The following is a 16,220-nucleotide window of genomic DNA, read 5'->3' as shown; positions in this document are numbered from 1 at the left end:
AAGGCTATGGCCGCCAGCTTAATGAATATATTAGATGATTTAGAAGCGCGTCTTGAACGCACACAAGCTGAGCTACATGCCCTGCGTGAAGAAAACCAGCGGCTAAAGCAGCAATTGGCATTGAAAAACGCCCAATCGCAAAGCGAGCCAAGCTCCGAAGCCACGACTACAATAGACACTGAAATACATAGCGAAGAAGCTGTCGATGCAAAAGTTCTCGACCCAAAAGCGCCTGAAACGCCAGATCAGGCCGAGCCAGAAGAAGCCAAGCCAGTAGAAACAGTGCTAGAAGAAAAAGGTGAATTATCGGCTACCGCTGAAACGGCCAAAGCGCCTTCGCCGCATGCCCTGCTGAATCAATGGTACGAGCGCTACCCCAAGGCGTTTTTTAAAGGCCACACAAAGCCCTTAAAAGTTGGTATTCATCAACAGCTTGCAGAGCGCGAAGAGTGGCCTAATAAGCTAATTCGTCGAGCCTTAGCCAACTACGTGAACCTCCCGCGCTATATAAAAGCAGTGCGCGAGGGTGCCGAACGGGTAGATTTGGATGGCCAACCCGCAGGTAAGGTCGATAAAGAAGCGGCGCGACACGCAGCAGAAAAACGCGGTGAGAAGAAAGAAGGAGGGCAGCCCAAAAAAGCGCAACCTAAACCATCGCCTGCCGCTAAAAACACCCGTCAAGAAAAACCGAAACAGCCTGATTTAGCGCAGGATGCAGAACCGAAGGCAGGAAAAGGCGAGCCGCGTAAGTCGCTTAGCTTGGAAGACAAATTGTTAGATTTACAGCAGAAATTCAAAGGCCGCTGAGACCAGGTCTATAGGTGTGGGTTCCATAAAAAAGCACAAATAGTAAGAAAACACTGTTTTTTTCTATTGCGTTCCCTGGAGTCCCAGTATAGAGTTTGTTCTGCGAGCATTGGACTATAACAAGGCTTAGTTGAGGACATGCCGCATACCACCGGGAAAAACCGGCGGATGGCAAAAGAGCATGGCCCGCAAAAGCCAACTGCCAGCTCAATAAGGGCTGAGCAGCAACGATCGAAACAGTATACGAGTTAAGGAACTTACATCATGAAAAAAACACTTTTAGCGACTGCTATCGTTGGCGCCCTGGGTGCCTCTGCTGCAGCCCAAGCTGCAACCGTTTATGACCAAGACGGCACTCGGTTAGATGTTTATGGCCGTATCGCCATGGGTGTCGCTGGCGGTGGCCCCGAGTTCAATAACGCTGGTCAGAAAATCGATGACGGCGCTGAGTTTGTAGACGTTTATTCGCGTCTTGGTCTGCGTATGAGCCACGAAGTTTCTCGCGATCTGACTGCGTTCGGTCGTGTTGAGTGGCGTTTCGACGGTGACGAGCGTACCGGCCCCAGCGGTAACGGCAACACCGGCTTCAAAGAAGTCCGTCAGAGCTACATCGGTCTGCAAAGCGACCAGTTCGGTACTTTCCAAGCGGGTAACTTCGACAGCTTCTACAACCAGTTCGTTTCTTTGCCCTTTGATTGGGAAATCGATCGTGGTTTAGAATTCGCAGGTCACCCGAAGCAGTCACGTGGCGACTCTATCGGTTACTACACGCCTGACCTGAGTGGCTTCACTGCTTACCTGCAAGCGAAGCACTACAGCGAGCGCGGCCTGACTGAAGCTCAGCAATCTTCAGAAGGTGAAGTTGTTGCAGCTCAGGGTGGCGTACGTTATGCACAAGGCCCTGTAACTGTTGGTCTTGGCTTCGTTGATGACGTGCAGCGCGGCGGCGGTAACGGCGAAGTGCTGTACGGCCTGATCGGTTCTTACGATTTCACTGACCAGTTCTCTGCACGTCTGGGCTATGAAACTCGTGACAACAACGACAGCTACGCGCTTCGTGGTGCTAACGACGAAAATGGCTACGATAAAGTTGGTGTAGGTGGTACTTTCACCACTGGTCCTTGGGCATTCGCTGCTGACTATTACAACGTAGACCGCGAAGAGTTAGACGACAGTAACGCTTGGGTTCTAGGTACTTATTACAATGTATCCAGTAACTTCGACGTGTTCCTCGAGCTTAACGATGGCGACGCACCAACTGTTGATCGTGACGTTACCCTTGGTGACCTGACTGACGACGTATACTGGCTGACAGGCGCTCGTTACCACTTCTAAGCTTGGTTTAAACACCACGCTTAAAGGGTAACTGCCTAGCAGAACCAAATAGAACCGGCCTCTTAGAGGCCGGTTTTTTTTGGATTAATGATTACGTTTTTATAGCTAATGCAAATAAGAATGATTTTTCTTTAATGATAACTTGATATTGTATAACATTAGTTCGCTGCACAGCGGAATAGCGTAAGCAGCCAATAAGATGAGCATATCAAGGGATCATTTCGAATGCAGAAGAAGCAGTTAGCAGTAGCGGTAGCCAGCCTGTTAAGTATCTCCTCGGTTCAAGCCACAACGCTTTATGATCAAGAAGGCACGAAGCTCGATATTTATGGGCGTATCGCAATGGGGATTGCGGGCGGTGGCCCTGAATTTGATAGCGCTGGTAATAAAGTCGATGATGGAGCGGAGTTCGTTGATGTTTACTCCCGTCTAGGGTTTCGAATGAGTCATGCCGTTACATCCGATCTAAACGCCTTTGGGCGCTTAGAGTGGCGATTTACCGGCGATGAACGAAATACCGACCAGGGGTTTAATGAAATTCGCCAGAGCTATATTGGCTTGGCTAGTAAGCAGTATGGAACGCTGCAAGCAGGTAACTTCGATAGCCTCTACTACCAATTTGTATCGGCCCCCTTTGATGTCTACCTCGACCGAGGCCTGCTTTTTAATTCAACCGGGCTACAGTCGCGAGGCGACTCAATTGGTTACTACACGCCCGAGCTGAACGGTTTCACCTCTTTCCTGCAAGTAAAGCACTACAGTGAGCGCGGATTAACGACTGCGGAGCAGAGTAGTGAGGGTGATGTCTTTGCCGTACAAGGCGGTATTCGCTATCAGCAAGGCCCGTTTAAAGTAGGCTTTGGCGCAGTGGAAAACGAAGCGCGTGGTGGCGGCAGCGGAAACGGTGAGATGCTATATGGCCTTATCGGTTCATACTCACTATCTGATCAGTTGTCAATGCGCTTAGGTATTGAAAGCCAAGACAATAGCGATACCGACGGAAAAGGGTTCGAAACGGTTGGTCTAGGTGGTACTTATTCAACAGGCCCCTGGGCATTTACCGCAGATTACTACAACGTCGACCGGGACGAAGGTGAAGAGAGCAACGCCTGGGCCGCGGGAGCTTACTATAAGGTTTCCAGCGCATTTGACGTGTTCGTAGAGCTAGCAGATGGCGATGCACCAAGCATGCGCAAAGAAAGTTCCGCAGACAGAACATACTGGCTAACAGGGGCGCGCTATCATTTTTAACGCCCTCTAAATGCGTTAAGAGTTACTTTGTTTATATTCAAAACGGTCACTTAAAGTGGCCGTTTTTTTTAACTTTCAATGGCCTCTTTTTTTACACGAAGAATGAATAAGTTGTACAAGAGCTGTCCATGTAGAGCCGCTGGCGGTATTCCCCTACAATGGGCGGCTGGCAAAAGTGCTTTGCGCTTATGCCACCCACTTTCATCCACCCAGAGAAGTAGGGCAAGGGAATACGCCCGTTATAATCCCTGGGCGGTAGCGTGCCTTTTATTTGGAAATAATGATGTCGACACCTCAACGTTTACCCGTGATGCGAGCTCGTATGCTGTTGGCGGTGCTTAGTGCTGCCATTTTAAGCGGCTGCGCTTCTTATCCGGCGAGCAACACGCAGCAAGAAGCGCAATATGTATTGAATAACGACCCGGCCACCTTGCTGCAAGACGACAACCTCAATGGCTTTTTAACACAGGCGCCCGCAGGTGCCGTGATTAATGCTCCAGACAGCCCATGGGGTAATAATGTCGAGATTGTGGCTGACGCCGCCTACCTTGCCGCCAGTGGGCGCGAGTGTCGCAAGCTAAGAGTAGTAGCCGTCGACTCCAATAACGCGCGTTCAGCACTCGTCTGCAAAACATCCAATGGTTGGGTTAATCAACGCGTTGTGGCACAAACAACACAGGGGCGCAATTAATGAAAGTGACCACACTGCTTGACCGCGCTACGCTAAATCGCTCGCTAGCCGTCGCTTCCATAGCGCTTGCCAGCGTTTTTGTAGTGCCCAACACATGGGCGCAGGCGCTAAGCCTTTCCGACAGCATTGTACCTGAGCAGGCTAACCAACAAGGCAGCCTGCAGCAGCAAGAAGTCAACGATACACCCCGAGCCAATTGGAATAGCGGCACATATGGCCCGGTGTCGGCCACTCCACAAGATCCAGACGCGCTACCGCCGTTTGGCGCCAACTTATTCAGCGGCGGGTTTCGCGGTGCGATGGGCGATGGCCTCAACCCTGACTACCGCATCAAACCGGGCGACCAAGTCACCGTTCGTGCCTGGGGCGCGGTTGAGTTTGACCGAGTGTTACCTGTAGACGCACAAGGCAATATCTTCATTCCCGGTTCTGGTCCGCTTAACGTAGAAGGACAAAGCAGTCAGGAAGTGGATGGCAGCGTGCGCCAAGCCATTACCTCGGTATACCCAGATAACGTCCAGGTCTATACCAACCTGCAAGGTGTACAGCCCGTAGCCGTCTACGTCACAGGCTATGTTGAAAACCCCGGCCGTTACGCGGGCACACCCAACGACTCTCTGCTCTATTTTCTAGATCAGTCCGGCGGCATAGATCAAGACCTGGGCAGTTATCGCCAAATTCGTGTAATGCGCGACGGTCGCAATGTCGCCACCGTCGACCTCTATGACTTCTTGATCAACGGCAATATACCCCGCCCGCAATTTCAAGATGGCGACACCATCGTAGTCGAAGAGCGTGGCCCCGCAATTGCGGTAGGTGGAGATGTTCACCGTGAATACCGTTATGAAATGACAGGCAACAGTTTGAGTGGCGCTGAGCTGGTGAATCTAGCGCGGTTAAGAAGCGGTGTTTCACACGTTTTGCTACGTGGTGACCGTGAAGAAGGACCTATTGCTCAATACTTCCCCATTGATATGTTTGCCGGTCAAACGATCCGCAGCGGCGACGAAGTGCTGTTCAGCTCAGATAAGCGCAGTGAAACCATCGTTGTGGAAGTAGAAGGCAGCTATTACGGCCCTTCACGGTACGCTTTGCCGCGGGATGCTCGCTTAAGTGAATTATTAGACGCCATCGCCGTGCCAGAAAACATGACCGCCGTGGAAAGCATCTCAATACAGCGTGAAAGTGTTAAAAAGCAGCAAGCGCAGTCCCTTGAAGAGAGCCTACGCCGTCTAGAGACAACCTACCTAGGCGCACCCTCCAGCACCAATGAAGAAGCGCAGATTCGTGTACAAGAAGCGGAGCTGATTCAGGACTTCATCTCTCGTGCCAGTGAGTTAGAACCCAGTGGCCGTTTAGTCGTCGCTTACGATGGGCGCATTTCTGATATTCGCCTGCAGGATGGCGATGTGGTCACTATTCCGGAAGTGAGTGACTCCATGCTGATAAGTGGTGAAGTGCTTGTGCCCCAAGCCGCTGTTTATCGCCCAGGCATGAGCGTGATCGATTACATTGAAGGTGCTGGCGGCTTCACCGACCGTGCAGATGACGACCATATTCTTGTGGTACGCCAAAATGGTGCTGTCGAGAACGCCCGCAATGTCAATTTACGGCCAGGCGATGAAATCCTCGTGATGCCCGCGGCACCCACGCACAACCTTCAGCTAGCCTCCACGCTAACGCAGATCCTCTACCAGATCGCCGTAGCAACCAAAGTAGCGGTTGATCTGTAATAGGAGAAGGGTGAGGAGTTAGGGGGGGAGTGAAGAGTAAGGAGTGAGGGGGTGAAGAAAGTCCCTCTCACACCTCACAATTAACACCCCACCCCTCACGATTTACAACTTACCCCTCACAATTAACACCTCACCCCTTACACCTCACTTATTCAAGAAGTAGCCCTATGGATAACGTAAACAGTGGCCCACGGCGGAGCACACGTACACCATGGCAAGTCACGCGCAGCGTGTGGTACGCCATGTTCATGCGCGAAGCCATTTCGCGCACCATGTCGGATCGTATGGGCTGGTTTTGGATGATTTTCGAACCAGTCGCCTTTACTGGCATTATGGTCGGAATTCGTAGTTTTGTTAGTGGTGATCGCCTGGTAGTGAATGCCGAATTTGTCCCCTGGATGATTGTGGGGCTAATGGGCTTTTTTCTAGTACGAGAAGGTATGTTGAGGGGGATGGGCGCCATTGAGGGTAATAAATCTCTGTTTGCTTACCGTCAAGTTCAACCCGTAGACCCCGTGCTAGTTCGTAACTTTTTAGAAGGCATGCTACGCAGTTTTATCTTCCTGCTTTTTATCGGCGGCGGGTTAATGCTGGGGTTGGAACTATACCCAGATAATGTCATTAGGGTGATGGCTGCTTGGCTTTCACTGTGGTGCCTTGGTTTGGGATTGGGGCTAATAACTTCCGTAGCCAATGCGCTTGTACCCGAAGTTGGGAGGGTAATACGTATGCTTTCGTTACCTCTCTTGATAATTTCAGGTGTAATTCTTCCATTGAACTCTTTGCCCCACTGGTTGCTGGAATACTTGATGCTTAACCCTATCCCGCATGGTCTTGAAACGTTGCGCCTGGGGTTCTTTGACAAGTACCAAGTCGTAACGGGCACCAGCATGCTCTATTTCTGGCTATTTACACTCACCTTAATCGCCCTGGGGCTGTTGATGCACCTGCGCTTTATTGATCGTTTGAAGGCACAATAAACTATGCAACGTTCTTTCCGTCATTTTGTTAAAACATCGCCACACTGGGCCGTGGCGATAATCGCGATTGCTTTAGTCTCGTTTTATTGGTTTGTATGGGCGGAGGAACGCTATGTATCCCGCGCAACCGTAGTGTTAGAAAGCCCCCAGGTCGCTACGCCGGAATTTAGCCTATCGTCAATTATGGGCAGCGGTGGAGGTGGTAATACTCACGATTTATTACTGCTGCGTGAGCACTTACTCTCAGTCGATATGCTGCGCTTGATAGATGAGCAACTCAATTTTCGTGAACACTATGCCGAGCATGGAGATATCTTCGCCAAGCTGCATAACCGCGATGCCCCCATTGAAGATCTGCACCAATATTACCTGCGCCGGGTAGAGGTAGAGCTGGATGAGTACGCAGGTGTATTGAATATTCGTGTACAAGCATATACGCCTGAGTTTGCTCATGACGTGGCCACGCTGCTACTTGAAGCAGGTGAAGACCATATGAATGAAATGGGGCACCGTCTAGCAGATGAGCAGGTGAAATTTTTAGAACAGCAAATGGTTCGACTTGAAGAGCGCTTCGAAGAGACCCGGGCCAAGCTGCTTGAATTCCAAAACGAATATGGTTTGGTTTCTCCAACCGCAACGGTGGAAAATATTAACCAAGTGGTGGCAACACTTGAGGCTGATCTAGCCCGCCTGCAAGCGCAGCGCAGTGCACTAGCCAGCTTCCAAAGCTCCCAGTCTTCTGAACTGCGCCAAGTCGAGCGTAATATCACCGCATTACGCGACCAAATTATTGAGCAGCGTGATCGAATCGCCCAAGCTTCAGGCGACTCGCTCAACAGTGTTTCAGCGCAATATGAAACACTAGAACTGCAGGCACAGTTCGCCCAGGAAACCTACTCAAGTGCACTGGCGGCGTTAGAAAACACCCGCTTGGAAGCTGCCCGCCAGCTCAAGCAGGTAAGCATACTGCAAAGCCCGCTATTCCCGGAGTACCCCACAGAACCCAACCGGCTCTACAACAGCAGCGTATTCGCCATCATCACCATCTTCCTCGCCTTTATCTTCAGCATGCTGATGATGATCATCAAAGATCACCGCGATTAAGGTTGGGGTGAAGGGTGAAGGGTACGAAACGATTCACCATTTACCACTCACGATTCACATTTTTGTAGCGCGTGGTAACGAGAAAGCGAGTTCAGCGAGCTTTTGAGGCACCCGCGGGAGGCGTCGGAACGACGCCCAACGGCACGTAACCAACCCCGGCATGCGATCGCGGGTGTCGATTCAGTTGTCCAAACTAAGTATGTAGTTTGAGAATATGTACAGTCACCGTTTCAAGGTAGATATTTACATAACACGCCATGCCCGTGAGCGCATGGCTAGTCGAAATATCACAGAAAGTGAACTGCTAGAATTGATAGAGCGGGGAACAGTAAAGTACAAAGATGCTACGCGGTTTTGGATAGCGATGCATGTTGAAAGTCGCCAAGACAACCTTTTGTCTATCGCAGCTGTCTTAGAAGACAAACTGGTTGTCAAAACCGTTATGCATCACTTTGAGTGGGAGGATAAGTAATGCGTACAACCTACGATGAAGCGGATGACATTCTAGTTCTGCACCTTTCAGATAAACGTACGGTTAAAGAAGTTTCTCAAGACTGGAATACGCATATTAGTTACGCGGAAGATGGCACAATTACTGAAATTGTCATCCTTGACGCTTCTAAGCAGGGGGCATGGCCGCTCTTAAAGAGCCAAGCAGCGTAACCCAACCCCCGGCACCGCTCCGCGCTGCTCTCGCGGGTGCGCCTTAGGCTTACCACGCGCTACTAAATCACGCATGCATAGAACATGGTGGAAGCACGCCCAACGGCACATAACCAAACCCCAGCACCGCTTCGCGCTGCTTTCGCGGGTGCGCCTGGAGCTTACCACGCGCTACTAAATCACGCATGCACAGAACATGGTGGAAGCACGACCCGTAGCGCGTGGTAACGAGAAAGCGAGTTCAGCGAGCTTTTGAGGCACCCGCGGGAGGCGTCGGAACGACGCCCAATGGCACAGAACCAAACCCCAGCACCGCTCCGCGCTGCTCCCGCGGGTGCGCCTGAGGCTTACCACGCGCTACTAAATCACGCATGCACATGACCTTGTGGAAGCACGACCCGTAGCGCGTGGTAACGAGAAAGCGAGTTCAGCGAGCGTTCGTGGGCACCCGCGAAAGGCGTCGGAACGACGCCCAAGGGCACATAACCAACCCCAGCACCGCCCCACACTGCGACCGCGGGTTCGCTGAAGCCAAACACCTCACAATTCACCACTAACGGTTTACCAATGCTCGACATCATTCACCACGGCGGGGCCACTGGGGTAACGGGCAGCTGTCACCAACTGCTACTCAATCGTCACGAATCGCTACTGGTGGATTGTGGCCTCTTCCAAGGGGAAGACGCCGCGGAAGACAGCTTCGAGCAGCTACAAATTGAATTCGATATCAGCACCGTTAAGGCGCTCATCATTACCCACGTCCATATTGACCACGTGGGCAGGCTGCCTTACTTACTGGCGGCGGGTTTCGCCGGCCCGATTATCTGCTCGATCCCCACGGCCAAGCTGCTGCCCCTGGTGATTGAAGACGCGCTAAAAATTGGCTTCACCCGCAATGCCCAACTGATCGAGCGCTTTCAAGCGCAGCTCGAAAAGCAAATCGTTAGCGTGCCCTACGGCAAATGGCACAACATAGGCAGGGTAAGCGAAGTAAGCGGCCACACCGGCGCTAGCGCAAACACGACTGAAAACGCAGGGATAGGTGAAGGCACAGGCACCACACGGGTAAAACTAAAACGGGCAGGGCACATTCTAGGTTCCAGCTACGTTGAAGTGAGCTACCAGGATGCTGAGACCGGTGAAAAAGAGCGCATCGTATTCTCCGGCGATTTAGGCGCCCCATACGCACCGCTACTACCTGCACCTAAATCCCCCTACGGCTGCGACCAACTGGTACTCGAAAGTACCTATGGCAACCGCCAACACCCAGACCGCCGCCAGCGACGCGCCACCTTAAAAGCTGCCGTAGAGCAAGCACTCGCTAACGGTGGCACGGTGATGGTGCCTGCGTTCAGTATCGGCCGCACCCAAGAGCTGCTCTACGAGCTAGAAACCATTATTCATCAAGCGCGCTCACCGCAGTGGCAGTCACTGGAAATCATTGTCGACTCACCGCTAGCTGCGCGTTTTACAAAGGTTTACCGCGAGCTAAAACCCTATTGGGATAAAGAAGCACAAGGGCGCCTGCGCAGTGGCCGCCACCCACTCAACTTTGCCAATCTCTACACCGTAGATAGCCACGCAGAGCATGAACAAACCGTTGAATACCTATCCAAAACAGGTCGCCCAGCAGTGGTAATTGCCGCCAGCGGCATGTGTGCAGGCGGGCGAATCATGAACTATCTCAAAGCCATGCTGGGTGATGAACATCATCAAGTACTGTTCGTAGGCTACCAAGGCGCAGGCACCCCAGGGCGGGATATTCAGCAATACGGCCCCCAGGGCGGCTGGGTAGCCATCGACGGCGAACGGTTTGATATAAAAGCAGGCGTAACCTCCATCAGTGGTTACTCCGCCCACGCAGACCAAAAAGACCTGCTCAACTTCGTAAAACGCATGCGCCGCTGGCCCCACACCATCCGCCTGGTTCACGGCGAACAAACCGCCCGCGCAGCGCTCAAAGCTGAACTCGAAACTCTTTATCACCGAAAAGGCAAGCAGGTGAAAGTGGTGAATGGTGAGTAGTGAATGGTGAGGAATGAATGATGAGCGGTGGCGGGAGGTTGGATGAGAAAGCATCAAGAGCTGAGAATTTGGCAAGAAACAATGGACTTGGTGGAGACTATTTATGCCCAAACCGCTGCGTTTCCAAATCATGAACTTTATGGCCTAACCAACCAAATGCGCCGGTGTGCTGTTTCGGTACCGAGCAATATTGCAGAAGGGGCTGCTAGAGGAAGTACTCAAGAGTTCATTCGCTTTTTGCATATATCTCAAGGCTCTCTCAGCGAACTAGAAACGCAATTACTTATCGCCCAACGTCTCAACTATTTACAAGATATTTCAGGAATTTTGGCATCAATTAATCAGGCATCTGCTCAGCTAGGTGGTCTCATCAAACATTTAAAGAATCGGTGAAATCAATGCGCCACATGAACTTCCTATTCACCATTCACTACTCACAATTCACAAACCAAAAATGATCGAAATCAAAAACCTCTACAAACGCTACCACAACCACCACGGCAGCGACTGGGTGCTCAAAGACATCAACCTCACCATCCCCAAAGGGGTAAGTGTCGGTCTGATTGGTGCCAATGGCGCGGGTAAATCCACACTGCTGCGTCTAATCGCCGGTATGGATTCACCTGAACGCGGTGAAGTGATTCGTCACAGCCGGGTTTCCTGGCCCGTTGGGTTAGCGGGGGGCATGCAGAATAATATGACCGGGCGCCAGAACGTTAAATTTGTCGCTAGGGTGCAAGGCTCCTCACCCCAGGAAGTTCAGCGTGTTATTCAATTTGTAGAAGAGTTTGCTGAAATTGGTGAGGCATTTGATGAACCGGTGCGCACATACTCTTCCGGTATGCGTTCACGTATATCCTTTGGGCTATCACTTGCCTTCGATTTTGATATCTATATATCCGATGAAGCCACGGCAGTGGGTGACAGGGCTTTTAAAGAAAAGGCCAAAGCGTTATTCCAGTCTAAAGTGGGTGAAGCCTCGTTAATTATGGTCTCCCACTCGGAAGGTATCTTAAAAGATTTGTGTTCCGCTGGTCTCTACCTGAATGAAGGCACCGCTCATTGGTACGATAATATCAAGGATGCCATTAAGGCCTACCACGACGATATAGATACGCATAAAGCTGTTTCAACGGTGGAGGAAGTCAAGCAACCGGAGCCAGTGTCGAAGATTGACCCCAACCTGCCACAAGACATAGCCGGTGCTGAAAAGCACCTTCAGCAATGCCGCGTTAAATTAAAAGAAGCAAAGCGATCTCTTGAGGTCGCCAAAACAGAAAAACTGCTACCGCTATATCTAGACCAAATAACGAAAGATATACCTAAAAGAGAACGTCAGGTCACGCATGCGATTCAGCATCTAGACGCGCTAAAGCAAGCGTCCTCGCAGGTGGAAATGTAAGAAATGATGAAACAAAGGACTTAACAGTAATGCAGCAAAAAACATTTTTAATTACCGGCGGGGCAGGATTTATCGGTTCAGCTGTAGTGCGTGAGCTTATTCAAAACTCAACTCACCGCGTGGTAAACGTAGACAAGCTGACTTACGCAGGCAATTTAGAATCCCTGGCAAGTGTTGAAACCAGTGAACGCTACACCTTTGCCCAGGCCGATATTTGCGATGCAGCCGCCATGCAGCAACTGTTCGAACAGCAACAGCCTGATGTAGTGATGCACCTAGCGGCGGAGAGCCATGTAGACCGCTCTATTGACGGCCCGGCAGAGTTTATTCAAACCAATGTGGTGGGTACTGCCGTACTGCTGGAAGCCGCCCGTAGCTATTGGAACAGCCTGGAAGGTGAGCGTCGCGATGCTTTTCGATTCCATCACATCAGTACAGACGAAGTGTATGGCGATCTAGAAGGTACGGAGGACTTGTTTACCGAAGTAACCTCCTACGCGCCCAGCTCACCGTATTCGGCCAGTAAAGCCAGTTCTGATCACTTAGTGCGCGCATGGCAGCGTACTTATGGCCTGCCTACGTTGGTGACCAACTGTTCGAATAACTACGGCCCGTTCCACTTTCCGGAAAAACTTATCCCGTTGATGATTCTTAACGCGCTAGCCGGTAAGCCGCTTCCCGTGTACGGCAATGGGCAGCAGATCCGCGACTGGCTGTATGTAGAAGACCACGCCCGCGCACTGATCAAAGTAGCCACAGAAGGCCAAGTAGGCGAGACCTACAACATCGGCGGCCACAATGAGCAAACGAACCTGCACGTGGTGGAAACCATCTGTGAGATTCTGGATGAATTAGCGCCGAGTGAGGCGTTAGGCGTGAGGAGTGAGGGGGCAGAAGTGAGGAGTGAGGAGTTAGGAGTGAGGGAACCCTCCTCACCCCTCACAAGCCCGCAGGGCGCTCACCCTTCTCAAGCGAAGCGCTCTCACAAAGATTTAATTACCTTCGTCACCGATCGCCCCGGTCATGATGTGCGCTATGCCATAGACGCCAGCAAAATCGAACGCGAGCTAGGCTGGGTACCAGAAGAAACCTTTGAAACCGGCCTGCGCAAAACCGTGCAGTGGTACCTCGCCAACGAAACCTGGTGGAAACGCGTACAAGACGGCAGCTACCAAGGCCAACGCCTAGGGAATGTATAGTAAGGGGTAAGCGCTTCGCTGGTGAGGAGTGAGGTAAATAGACATGAGGAAGCATCAGCAACTGCGGGTATGGCAAGAAGCGATGGATCTCGTTGTCGCTATTTACTCAATGACCTCATCCTTTCCCTCAGTTGAGCGATATGGGTTAGCTAGCCAAATGCAACGTGCTGCTGTATCTGTGCCAAGCAATATAGCCGAAGGAGCGGCGCGTGGTAGTAAACCCGACTTTTTAAGATTTTTGCACATAGCACGTGGTTCGCTCAGTGAACTTGAAACTCAGTGCCAAATTGCCCAACGCTTAGGGTATATGGGTGATATTTCAGCACTGGAACTAGCGATCAACTCTGTATTTTCACAGCTAGGCGGACTGATCAAGCATTTAAAGGCTTCACTATGACATCTGAACACGCACACCTCACACCTCACGCTTCACCCCTCACTATTTTCATCACTGGATCAAACGGCCAAGTCGGCTTTGAGCTACAACGCCAATTTTCCCTATTCGGTAATGTGTTAGCCCCTACACGGCATGAACTTGATTTAACAGATGCCAATGCAGTAGACGTCTACTTGGCTGAACACCAGCCTGCGTTGATCCTTAACGCCGCCGCTTACACAGGGGTCGATAAAGCCGAAAGCGAACCAGAGCAAGCCAAACGCCTCAATGCCGAGCTGCCAGCACAGTTAGCTGAGTATGCTGCCGAGAACGGCATACCGCTGGTGCACTACTCCACCGACTACGTCTACCCAGGTGATGGTGAAACACCCTGGCAGGAAGATAGCCCCACAGAGCCGCAAAGTGTATACGGCCAGACCAAGCTGGAAGGCGACCAGGCGGTTGCCCAAAGTGGCTGCCAACACCTGATTTTCCGCACCAGCTGGGTATACGCCGCACGCGGCAACAACTTTATGAAAACCATGCTACGCCTGGGCCGTGAGCGTGAAGCGCTCAGCATCGTCAACGACCAAATAGGCGCGCCCACACCCGCACGCCTAATCGCCCAGGCCACCGCACTAGCATTCACTACTCACAATTCACCACTCACCATTCACATCCCCTCAGGCATCTACCACCTGGCGCCAAGAGGGGAAACCAGCTGGCACGGGTTCGCATGCGAAATTTTTGAGCAGGCACGCAAAGCAGGAGAAACGCTTGCTATTAAGCCGCAAGGCGCAGCGGGCATTCCCACCGCTGAGTATCCAACGCCTGCACAACGGCCTCTAAACTCACGAATGAACCTGAGTAAACTTGAAGCTGCCCTTGGTGTCACACTACCGACCTGGCAAAACCAGCTAGCGCTAACGTTGAAAGAGTTCTGTGAGGAGTGAGGAGTAAATGGCGTTCAGTTCTGATTTGTTAAACCGGTTTACACCTCACACCTCTCATCTTCCAATTATATATTCACGGATGACTGACTATGAACACCTCTCAGCTCACACCTAACTCTTCACAAAGAAAGGGCATTATTCTTGCCGGAGGATCTGGCACCCGTTTACACCCCATCACGCGTGGTGTCTCAAAGCAGCTGCTGCCTGTCTATGACAAGCCGATGATCTATTACCCGGTTTCTGTCTTAATGCTGGCCGGTATTCGAGAGATCCTAATCATCTCGACGCCTGAAGACCTGCCGCAGTACAAAAGCTTGCTAGGTAATGGCGACGACTTTGGTGTTCAGTTTGAATACGCCGAACAGCCAAGCCCTGACGGCCTGGCACAAGCCTTTATTATTGGCGAAGAGTTCATTGGTGACAGCCCCGTTTGCCTTGTGTTGGGCGACAATATTTACCATGGTCAGCACTTTTCCGAGCAGTTGAAACGTGCCAGTGCACACGCCACAGGGGCCAGTGTATTTGGCTACCTTGTCAAAGACCCAGAGCGTTTTGGCGTTGTAGAGTTTGACGAGAGTGGTAAAGCCATCTCTATCGAAGAGAAGCCTAAGAAGCCAAAATCGGCTTATGCGGTCACAGGGCTGTATTTTTACGACAATGACGTTGTCGAAATTGCCAAACAGGTCGAGCCTTCCGAGCGTGGCGAGCTGGAAATCACCAGTGTGAATAATGCTTACCTGGAGCGCGGCGATTTGCGCGTAGAGCGTTTAGGCCGTGGTTTTGCCTGGCTTGATACCGGCACTCACGACAGCCTTCTAGAAGCCAGTCAATACGTACAAACCATAGAGCACCGCCAAGGCCTGAAGATCGCCTGCTTGGAAGAGATTGCCTGGCAGCACGGTTGGATCAGCGATGAGCGCCTGAGTGAGCTAGCCAAGCCGCTAGCCAAGACTCAATACGGCCAGTACCTTCAACGCCTTTTAAATATGAAGAGTAAAACGTGAAGCGGAAGGTGACTTGCTCTTCGCTTTTAATGTCTTACACCTAACTCTTCACCTTTCACGAGCTACCTATGCAATACGAAAAACTCGCCATTCCCGATGTAGTTCTGCTCACCCCAAAAGTCTTTGGCGATGAGCGTGGCTTCTTTATGGAAACCTTTCGTCAAAGCGAATTTGAGCAGCACTGTGGTAACTACCAATTCGTTCAGGACAACCACAGCAAGTCAGCCCACGGTATTTTGCGCGGGCTGCACTATCAATATAAGCAGCCCCAGGGCAAGCTAGTGCGCGTAACACAAGGCGAGGTATTTGATGTTGCCGTCGATATGCGCGTCAGTTCACCGACCTACGGTCAGTGGGTAGGCGCGCGGTTGAGTGCTGAAAACAAACAGATGCTATGGGTGCCACCCGGCTTTGCTCATGGTTTTTACGTCATCAGCAATGAAGCTGAGTTCCAGTATAAATGTACCGATTATTACGCGCCTGGTGATGAAGTCTCCATCCTTTGGAGCGATGCCACGCTGGGGATAGATTGGCCATTGGTAGAAGGAAAAAAACCCTCGTTATCTGAAAAGGATGCCGATGGAATAATGTTTAAAGAAGCACCAGTTTTTTAAAATTATTAAAACTGTTTTTCTATATAGTAAATAATATAGAACATATGTGTTGGATGTTCGTAAGTACTTATTTTAATTATACA

General features: G+C 51.2%; 19 protein-coding genes. 17 read left to right on the top strand and 2 right to left on the bottom strand.

What is annotated here, in order from left to right:
* Nucleotides 1-6 precede the first annotated feature (6 nt).
* From AC4EYZ_RS03290 to AC4EYZ_RS03250, 9 genes are all read left to right on the top strand, one after another.
* Nucleotides 7-807, top strand: coding sequence for a ProQ/FINO family protein (locus tag AC4EYZ_RS03290; protein ID WP_230805940.1), 801 nt, complete (start codon nucleotides 7-9; stop codon nucleotides 805-807).
* Between the two features lie 264 nt (nucleotides 808-1,071).
* Nucleotides 1,072-2,142, top strand: coding sequence for a porin (locus AC4EYZ_RS03285; protein WP_035577932.1), 1,071 nt, complete (start codon nucleotides 1,072-1,074; stop codon nucleotides 2,140-2,142).
* Nucleotides 2,143-2,367: 225 nt separating this feature from the next.
* On the top strand, nucleotides 2,368-3,393 hold the full coding sequence (locus AC4EYZ_RS03280) for a porin (RefSeq protein ID WP_138800616.1): 1,026 nt from the start codon (nucleotides 2,368-2,370) through the stop codon (nucleotides 3,391-3,393).
* Nucleotides 3,394-3,676: 283 nt separating this feature from the next.
* Entirely contained in the window at nucleotides 3,677-4,084 is a 408-nt protein-coding gene (locus tag AC4EYZ_RS03275) for an RT0821/Lpp0805 family surface protein (RefSeq protein WP_035538447.1), read from the top strand.
* On the top strand, nucleotides 4,084-5,817 hold the full coding sequence (locus AC4EYZ_RS03270) for a polysaccharide biosynthesis/export family protein (protein ID WP_490204112.1): 1,734 nt from the start codon (nucleotides 4,084-4,086) through the stop codon (nucleotides 5,815-5,817). The genes AC4EYZ_RS03275 and AC4EYZ_RS03270 overlap by 1 nt, the downstream gene beginning before the upstream one ends.
* 167 nt (nucleotides 5,818-5,984) lie before the next feature.
* The gene (locus AC4EYZ_RS03265; protein WP_141441398.1) at nucleotides 5,985-6,797 is read left to right on the top strand and encodes an ABC transporter permease; all 813 of its coding nucleotides are present in this window, start codon (nucleotides 5,985-5,987) and stop codon (nucleotides 6,795-6,797) included.
* Nucleotides 6,798-6,800: 3 nt separating this feature from the next.
* Nucleotides 6,801-7,901, top strand: a complete 1,101-nt coding sequence (locus AC4EYZ_RS03260) for a KpsE/RkpR family capsule polysaccharide export protein (protein ID WP_041157940.1) — start codon at nucleotides 6,801-6,803, stop codon at nucleotides 7,899-7,901.
* Between the two features lie 214 nt (nucleotides 7,902-8,115).
* Nucleotides 8,116-8,373, top strand: a complete 258-nt coding sequence (locus AC4EYZ_RS03255; protein WP_022519666.1) for a DUF4258 domain-containing protein — start codon at nucleotides 8,116-8,118, stop codon at nucleotides 8,371-8,373.
* Nucleotides 8,373-8,564, top strand: coding sequence for a DUF2283 domain-containing protein (locus AC4EYZ_RS03250; RefSeq protein ID WP_027958926.1), 192 nt, complete (start codon nucleotides 8,373-8,375; stop codon nucleotides 8,562-8,564). The genes AC4EYZ_RS03255 and AC4EYZ_RS03250 overlap by 1 nt, the downstream gene beginning before the upstream one ends.
* Nucleotides 8,565-8,805: 241 nt before the next feature.
* Here the strand turns inward: AC4EYZ_RS03250 and AC4EYZ_RS03245 are convergent, their stop codons facing one another.
* Nucleotides 8,806-8,937, bottom strand: a complete 132-nt coding sequence (locus tag AC4EYZ_RS03245) for a hypothetical protein (protein WP_269318614.1) — start codon at nucleotides 8,935-8,937, stop codon at nucleotides 8,806-8,808.
* Nucleotides 8,930-9,142, bottom strand: a complete 213-nt coding sequence (locus AC4EYZ_RS03240; protein ID WP_027958927.1) for a hypothetical protein — start codon at nucleotides 9,140-9,142, stop codon at nucleotides 8,930-8,932. Before AC4EYZ_RS03240 ends, AC4EYZ_RS03245 begins: the two co-directional genes overlap by 8 nt.
* Between AC4EYZ_RS03240 and AC4EYZ_RS03235 the strand changes: the two genes are divergently transcribed.
* From AC4EYZ_RS03235 to rfbC, 8 genes are all read left to right on the top strand, one after another.
* Nucleotides 9,132-10,589: an MBL fold metallo-hydrolase RNA specificity domain-containing protein gene (locus tag AC4EYZ_RS03235; protein WP_490204111.1), complete on the top strand. Its 1,458-nt coding sequence runs from the start codon at nucleotides 9,132-9,134 to the stop codon at nucleotides 10,587-10,589. The two genes, AC4EYZ_RS03240 and AC4EYZ_RS03235, sit on opposite strands and share 11 nt — an antisense overlap.
* Nucleotides 10,590-10,631: 42 nt before the next feature.
* Nucleotides 10,632-10,982, top strand: coding sequence for a four helix bundle protein (locus AC4EYZ_RS03230; RefSeq protein WP_027958929.1), 351 nt, complete (start codon nucleotides 10,632-10,634; stop codon nucleotides 10,980-10,982).
* Between the two features lie 61 nt (nucleotides 10,983-11,043).
* A complete protein-coding gene (locus AC4EYZ_RS03225) occupies nucleotides 11,044-11,991 on the top strand; it encodes an ABC transporter ATP-binding protein (protein WP_490204110.1) in 948 nt (315 codons plus the stop codon).
* Between the two features lie 29 nt (nucleotides 11,992-12,020).
* Nucleotides 12,021-13,190, top strand: a complete 1,170-nt coding sequence (gene rfbB / locus AC4EYZ_RS03220; RefSeq protein ID WP_490204109.1) for a dTDP-glucose 4,6-dehydratase — start codon at nucleotides 12,021-12,023, stop codon at nucleotides 13,188-13,190.
* A gap of 43 nt (nucleotides 13,191-13,233) precedes the next feature.
* Entirely contained in the window at nucleotides 13,234-13,587 is a 354-nt protein-coding gene (locus tag AC4EYZ_RS03215) for a four helix bundle protein (RefSeq protein ID WP_490204108.1), read from the top strand.
* Nucleotides 13,584-14,519 carry a dTDP-4-dehydrorhamnose reductase gene (rfbD, locus tag AC4EYZ_RS03210; RefSeq protein WP_490204107.1) on the top strand — a complete coding sequence of 312 codons (936 nt, stop codon included), beginning with the start codon at nucleotides 13,584-13,586 and terminating at the stop codon, nucleotides 14,517-14,519. Before AC4EYZ_RS03215 ends, rfbD begins: the two co-directional genes overlap by 4 nt.
* 89 nt (nucleotides 14,520-14,608) lie before the next feature.
* Nucleotides 14,609-15,523, top strand: coding sequence for a glucose-1-phosphate thymidylyltransferase RfbA (rfbA, locus tag AC4EYZ_RS03205; RefSeq protein ID WP_490204106.1), 915 nt, complete (start codon nucleotides 14,609-14,611; stop codon nucleotides 15,521-15,523).
* Nucleotides 15,524-15,591: 68 nt separating this feature from the next.
* Nucleotides 15,592-16,137: a dTDP-4-dehydrorhamnose 3,5-epimerase gene (rfbC, locus tag AC4EYZ_RS03200; protein WP_490204105.1), complete on the top strand. Its 546-nt coding sequence runs from the start codon at nucleotides 15,592-15,594 to the stop codon at nucleotides 16,135-16,137.
* Nucleotides 16,138-16,220 lie beyond the last annotated feature (83 nt).

Source organism: Vreelandella sp. 162(4c), from assembly GCF_058152265.1.
The sequence above is the reverse complement of the archived record's forward strand: the minus strand, read 5'-3'. Positions and strand labels throughout refer to the sequence as shown.

Coding starts and splice junctions, on each gene's coding strand:
- AC4EYZ_RS03290 (WP_230805940.1), top strand. CDS start 7: ATGGCCGCCAGCTTAATGAATATATTAGATGATTTAGAAGCGCGTCTT.
- AC4EYZ_RS03285 (WP_035577932.1), top strand. CDS start 1,072: ATGAAAAAAACACTTTTAGCGACTGCTATCGTTGGCGCCCTGGGTGCC.
- AC4EYZ_RS03280 (WP_138800616.1), top strand. CDS start 2,368: ATGCAGAAGAAGCAGTTAGCAGTAGCGGTAGCCAGCCTGTTAAGTATC.
- AC4EYZ_RS03275 (WP_035538447.1), top strand. CDS start 3,677: ATGTCGACACCTCAACGTTTACCCGTGATGCGAGCTCGTATGCTGTTG.
- AC4EYZ_RS03270 (WP_490204112.1), top strand. CDS start 4,084: ATGAAAGTGACCACACTGCTTGACCGCGCTACGCTAAATCGCTCGCTA.
- AC4EYZ_RS03265 (WP_141441398.1), top strand. CDS start 5,985: ATGGATAACGTAAACAGTGGCCCACGGCGGAGCACACGTACACCATGG.
- AC4EYZ_RS03260 (WP_041157940.1), top strand. CDS start 6,801: ATGCAACGTTCTTTCCGTCATTTTGTTAAAACATCGCCACACTGGGCC.
- AC4EYZ_RS03255 (WP_022519666.1), top strand. CDS start 8,116: ATGTACAGTCACCGTTTCAAGGTAGATATTTACATAACACGCCATGCC.
- AC4EYZ_RS03250 (WP_027958926.1), top strand. CDS start 8,373: ATGCGTACAACCTACGATGAAGCGGATGACATTCTAGTTCTGCACCTT.
- AC4EYZ_RS03245 (WP_269318614.1), bottom strand. CDS start 8,937: ATGCGTGATTTAGTAGCGCGTGGTAAGCCTCAGGCGCACCCGCGGGAG.
- AC4EYZ_RS03235 (WP_490204111.1), top strand. CDS start 9,132: ATGCTCGACATCATTCACCACGGCGGGGCCACTGGGGTAACGGGCAGC.
- AC4EYZ_RS03240 (WP_027958927.1), bottom strand. CDS start 9,142: ATGTCGAGCATTGGTAAACCGTTAGTGGTGAATTGTGAGGTGTTTGGC.
- AC4EYZ_RS03230 (WP_027958929.1), top strand. CDS start 10,632: ATGAGAAAGCATCAAGAGCTGAGAATTTGGCAAGAAACAATGGACTTG.
- AC4EYZ_RS03225 (WP_490204110.1), top strand. CDS start 11,044: ATGATCGAAATCAAAAACCTCTACAAACGCTACCACAACCACCACGGC.
- rfbB (WP_490204109.1), top strand. CDS start 12,021: ATGCAGCAAAAAACATTTTTAATTACCGGCGGGGCAGGATTTATCGGT.
- AC4EYZ_RS03215 (WP_490204108.1), top strand. CDS start 13,234: ATGAGGAAGCATCAGCAACTGCGGGTATGGCAAGAAGCGATGGATCTC.
- rfbD (WP_490204107.1), top strand. CDS start 13,584: ATGACATCTGAACACGCACACCTCACACCTCACGCTTCACCCCTCACT.
- rfbA (WP_490204106.1), top strand. CDS start 14,609: ATGAACACCTCTCAGCTCACACCTAACTCTTCACAAAGAAAGGGCATT.
- rfbC (WP_490204105.1), top strand. CDS start 15,592: ATGCAATACGAAAAACTCGCCATTCCCGATGTAGTTCTGCTCACCCCA.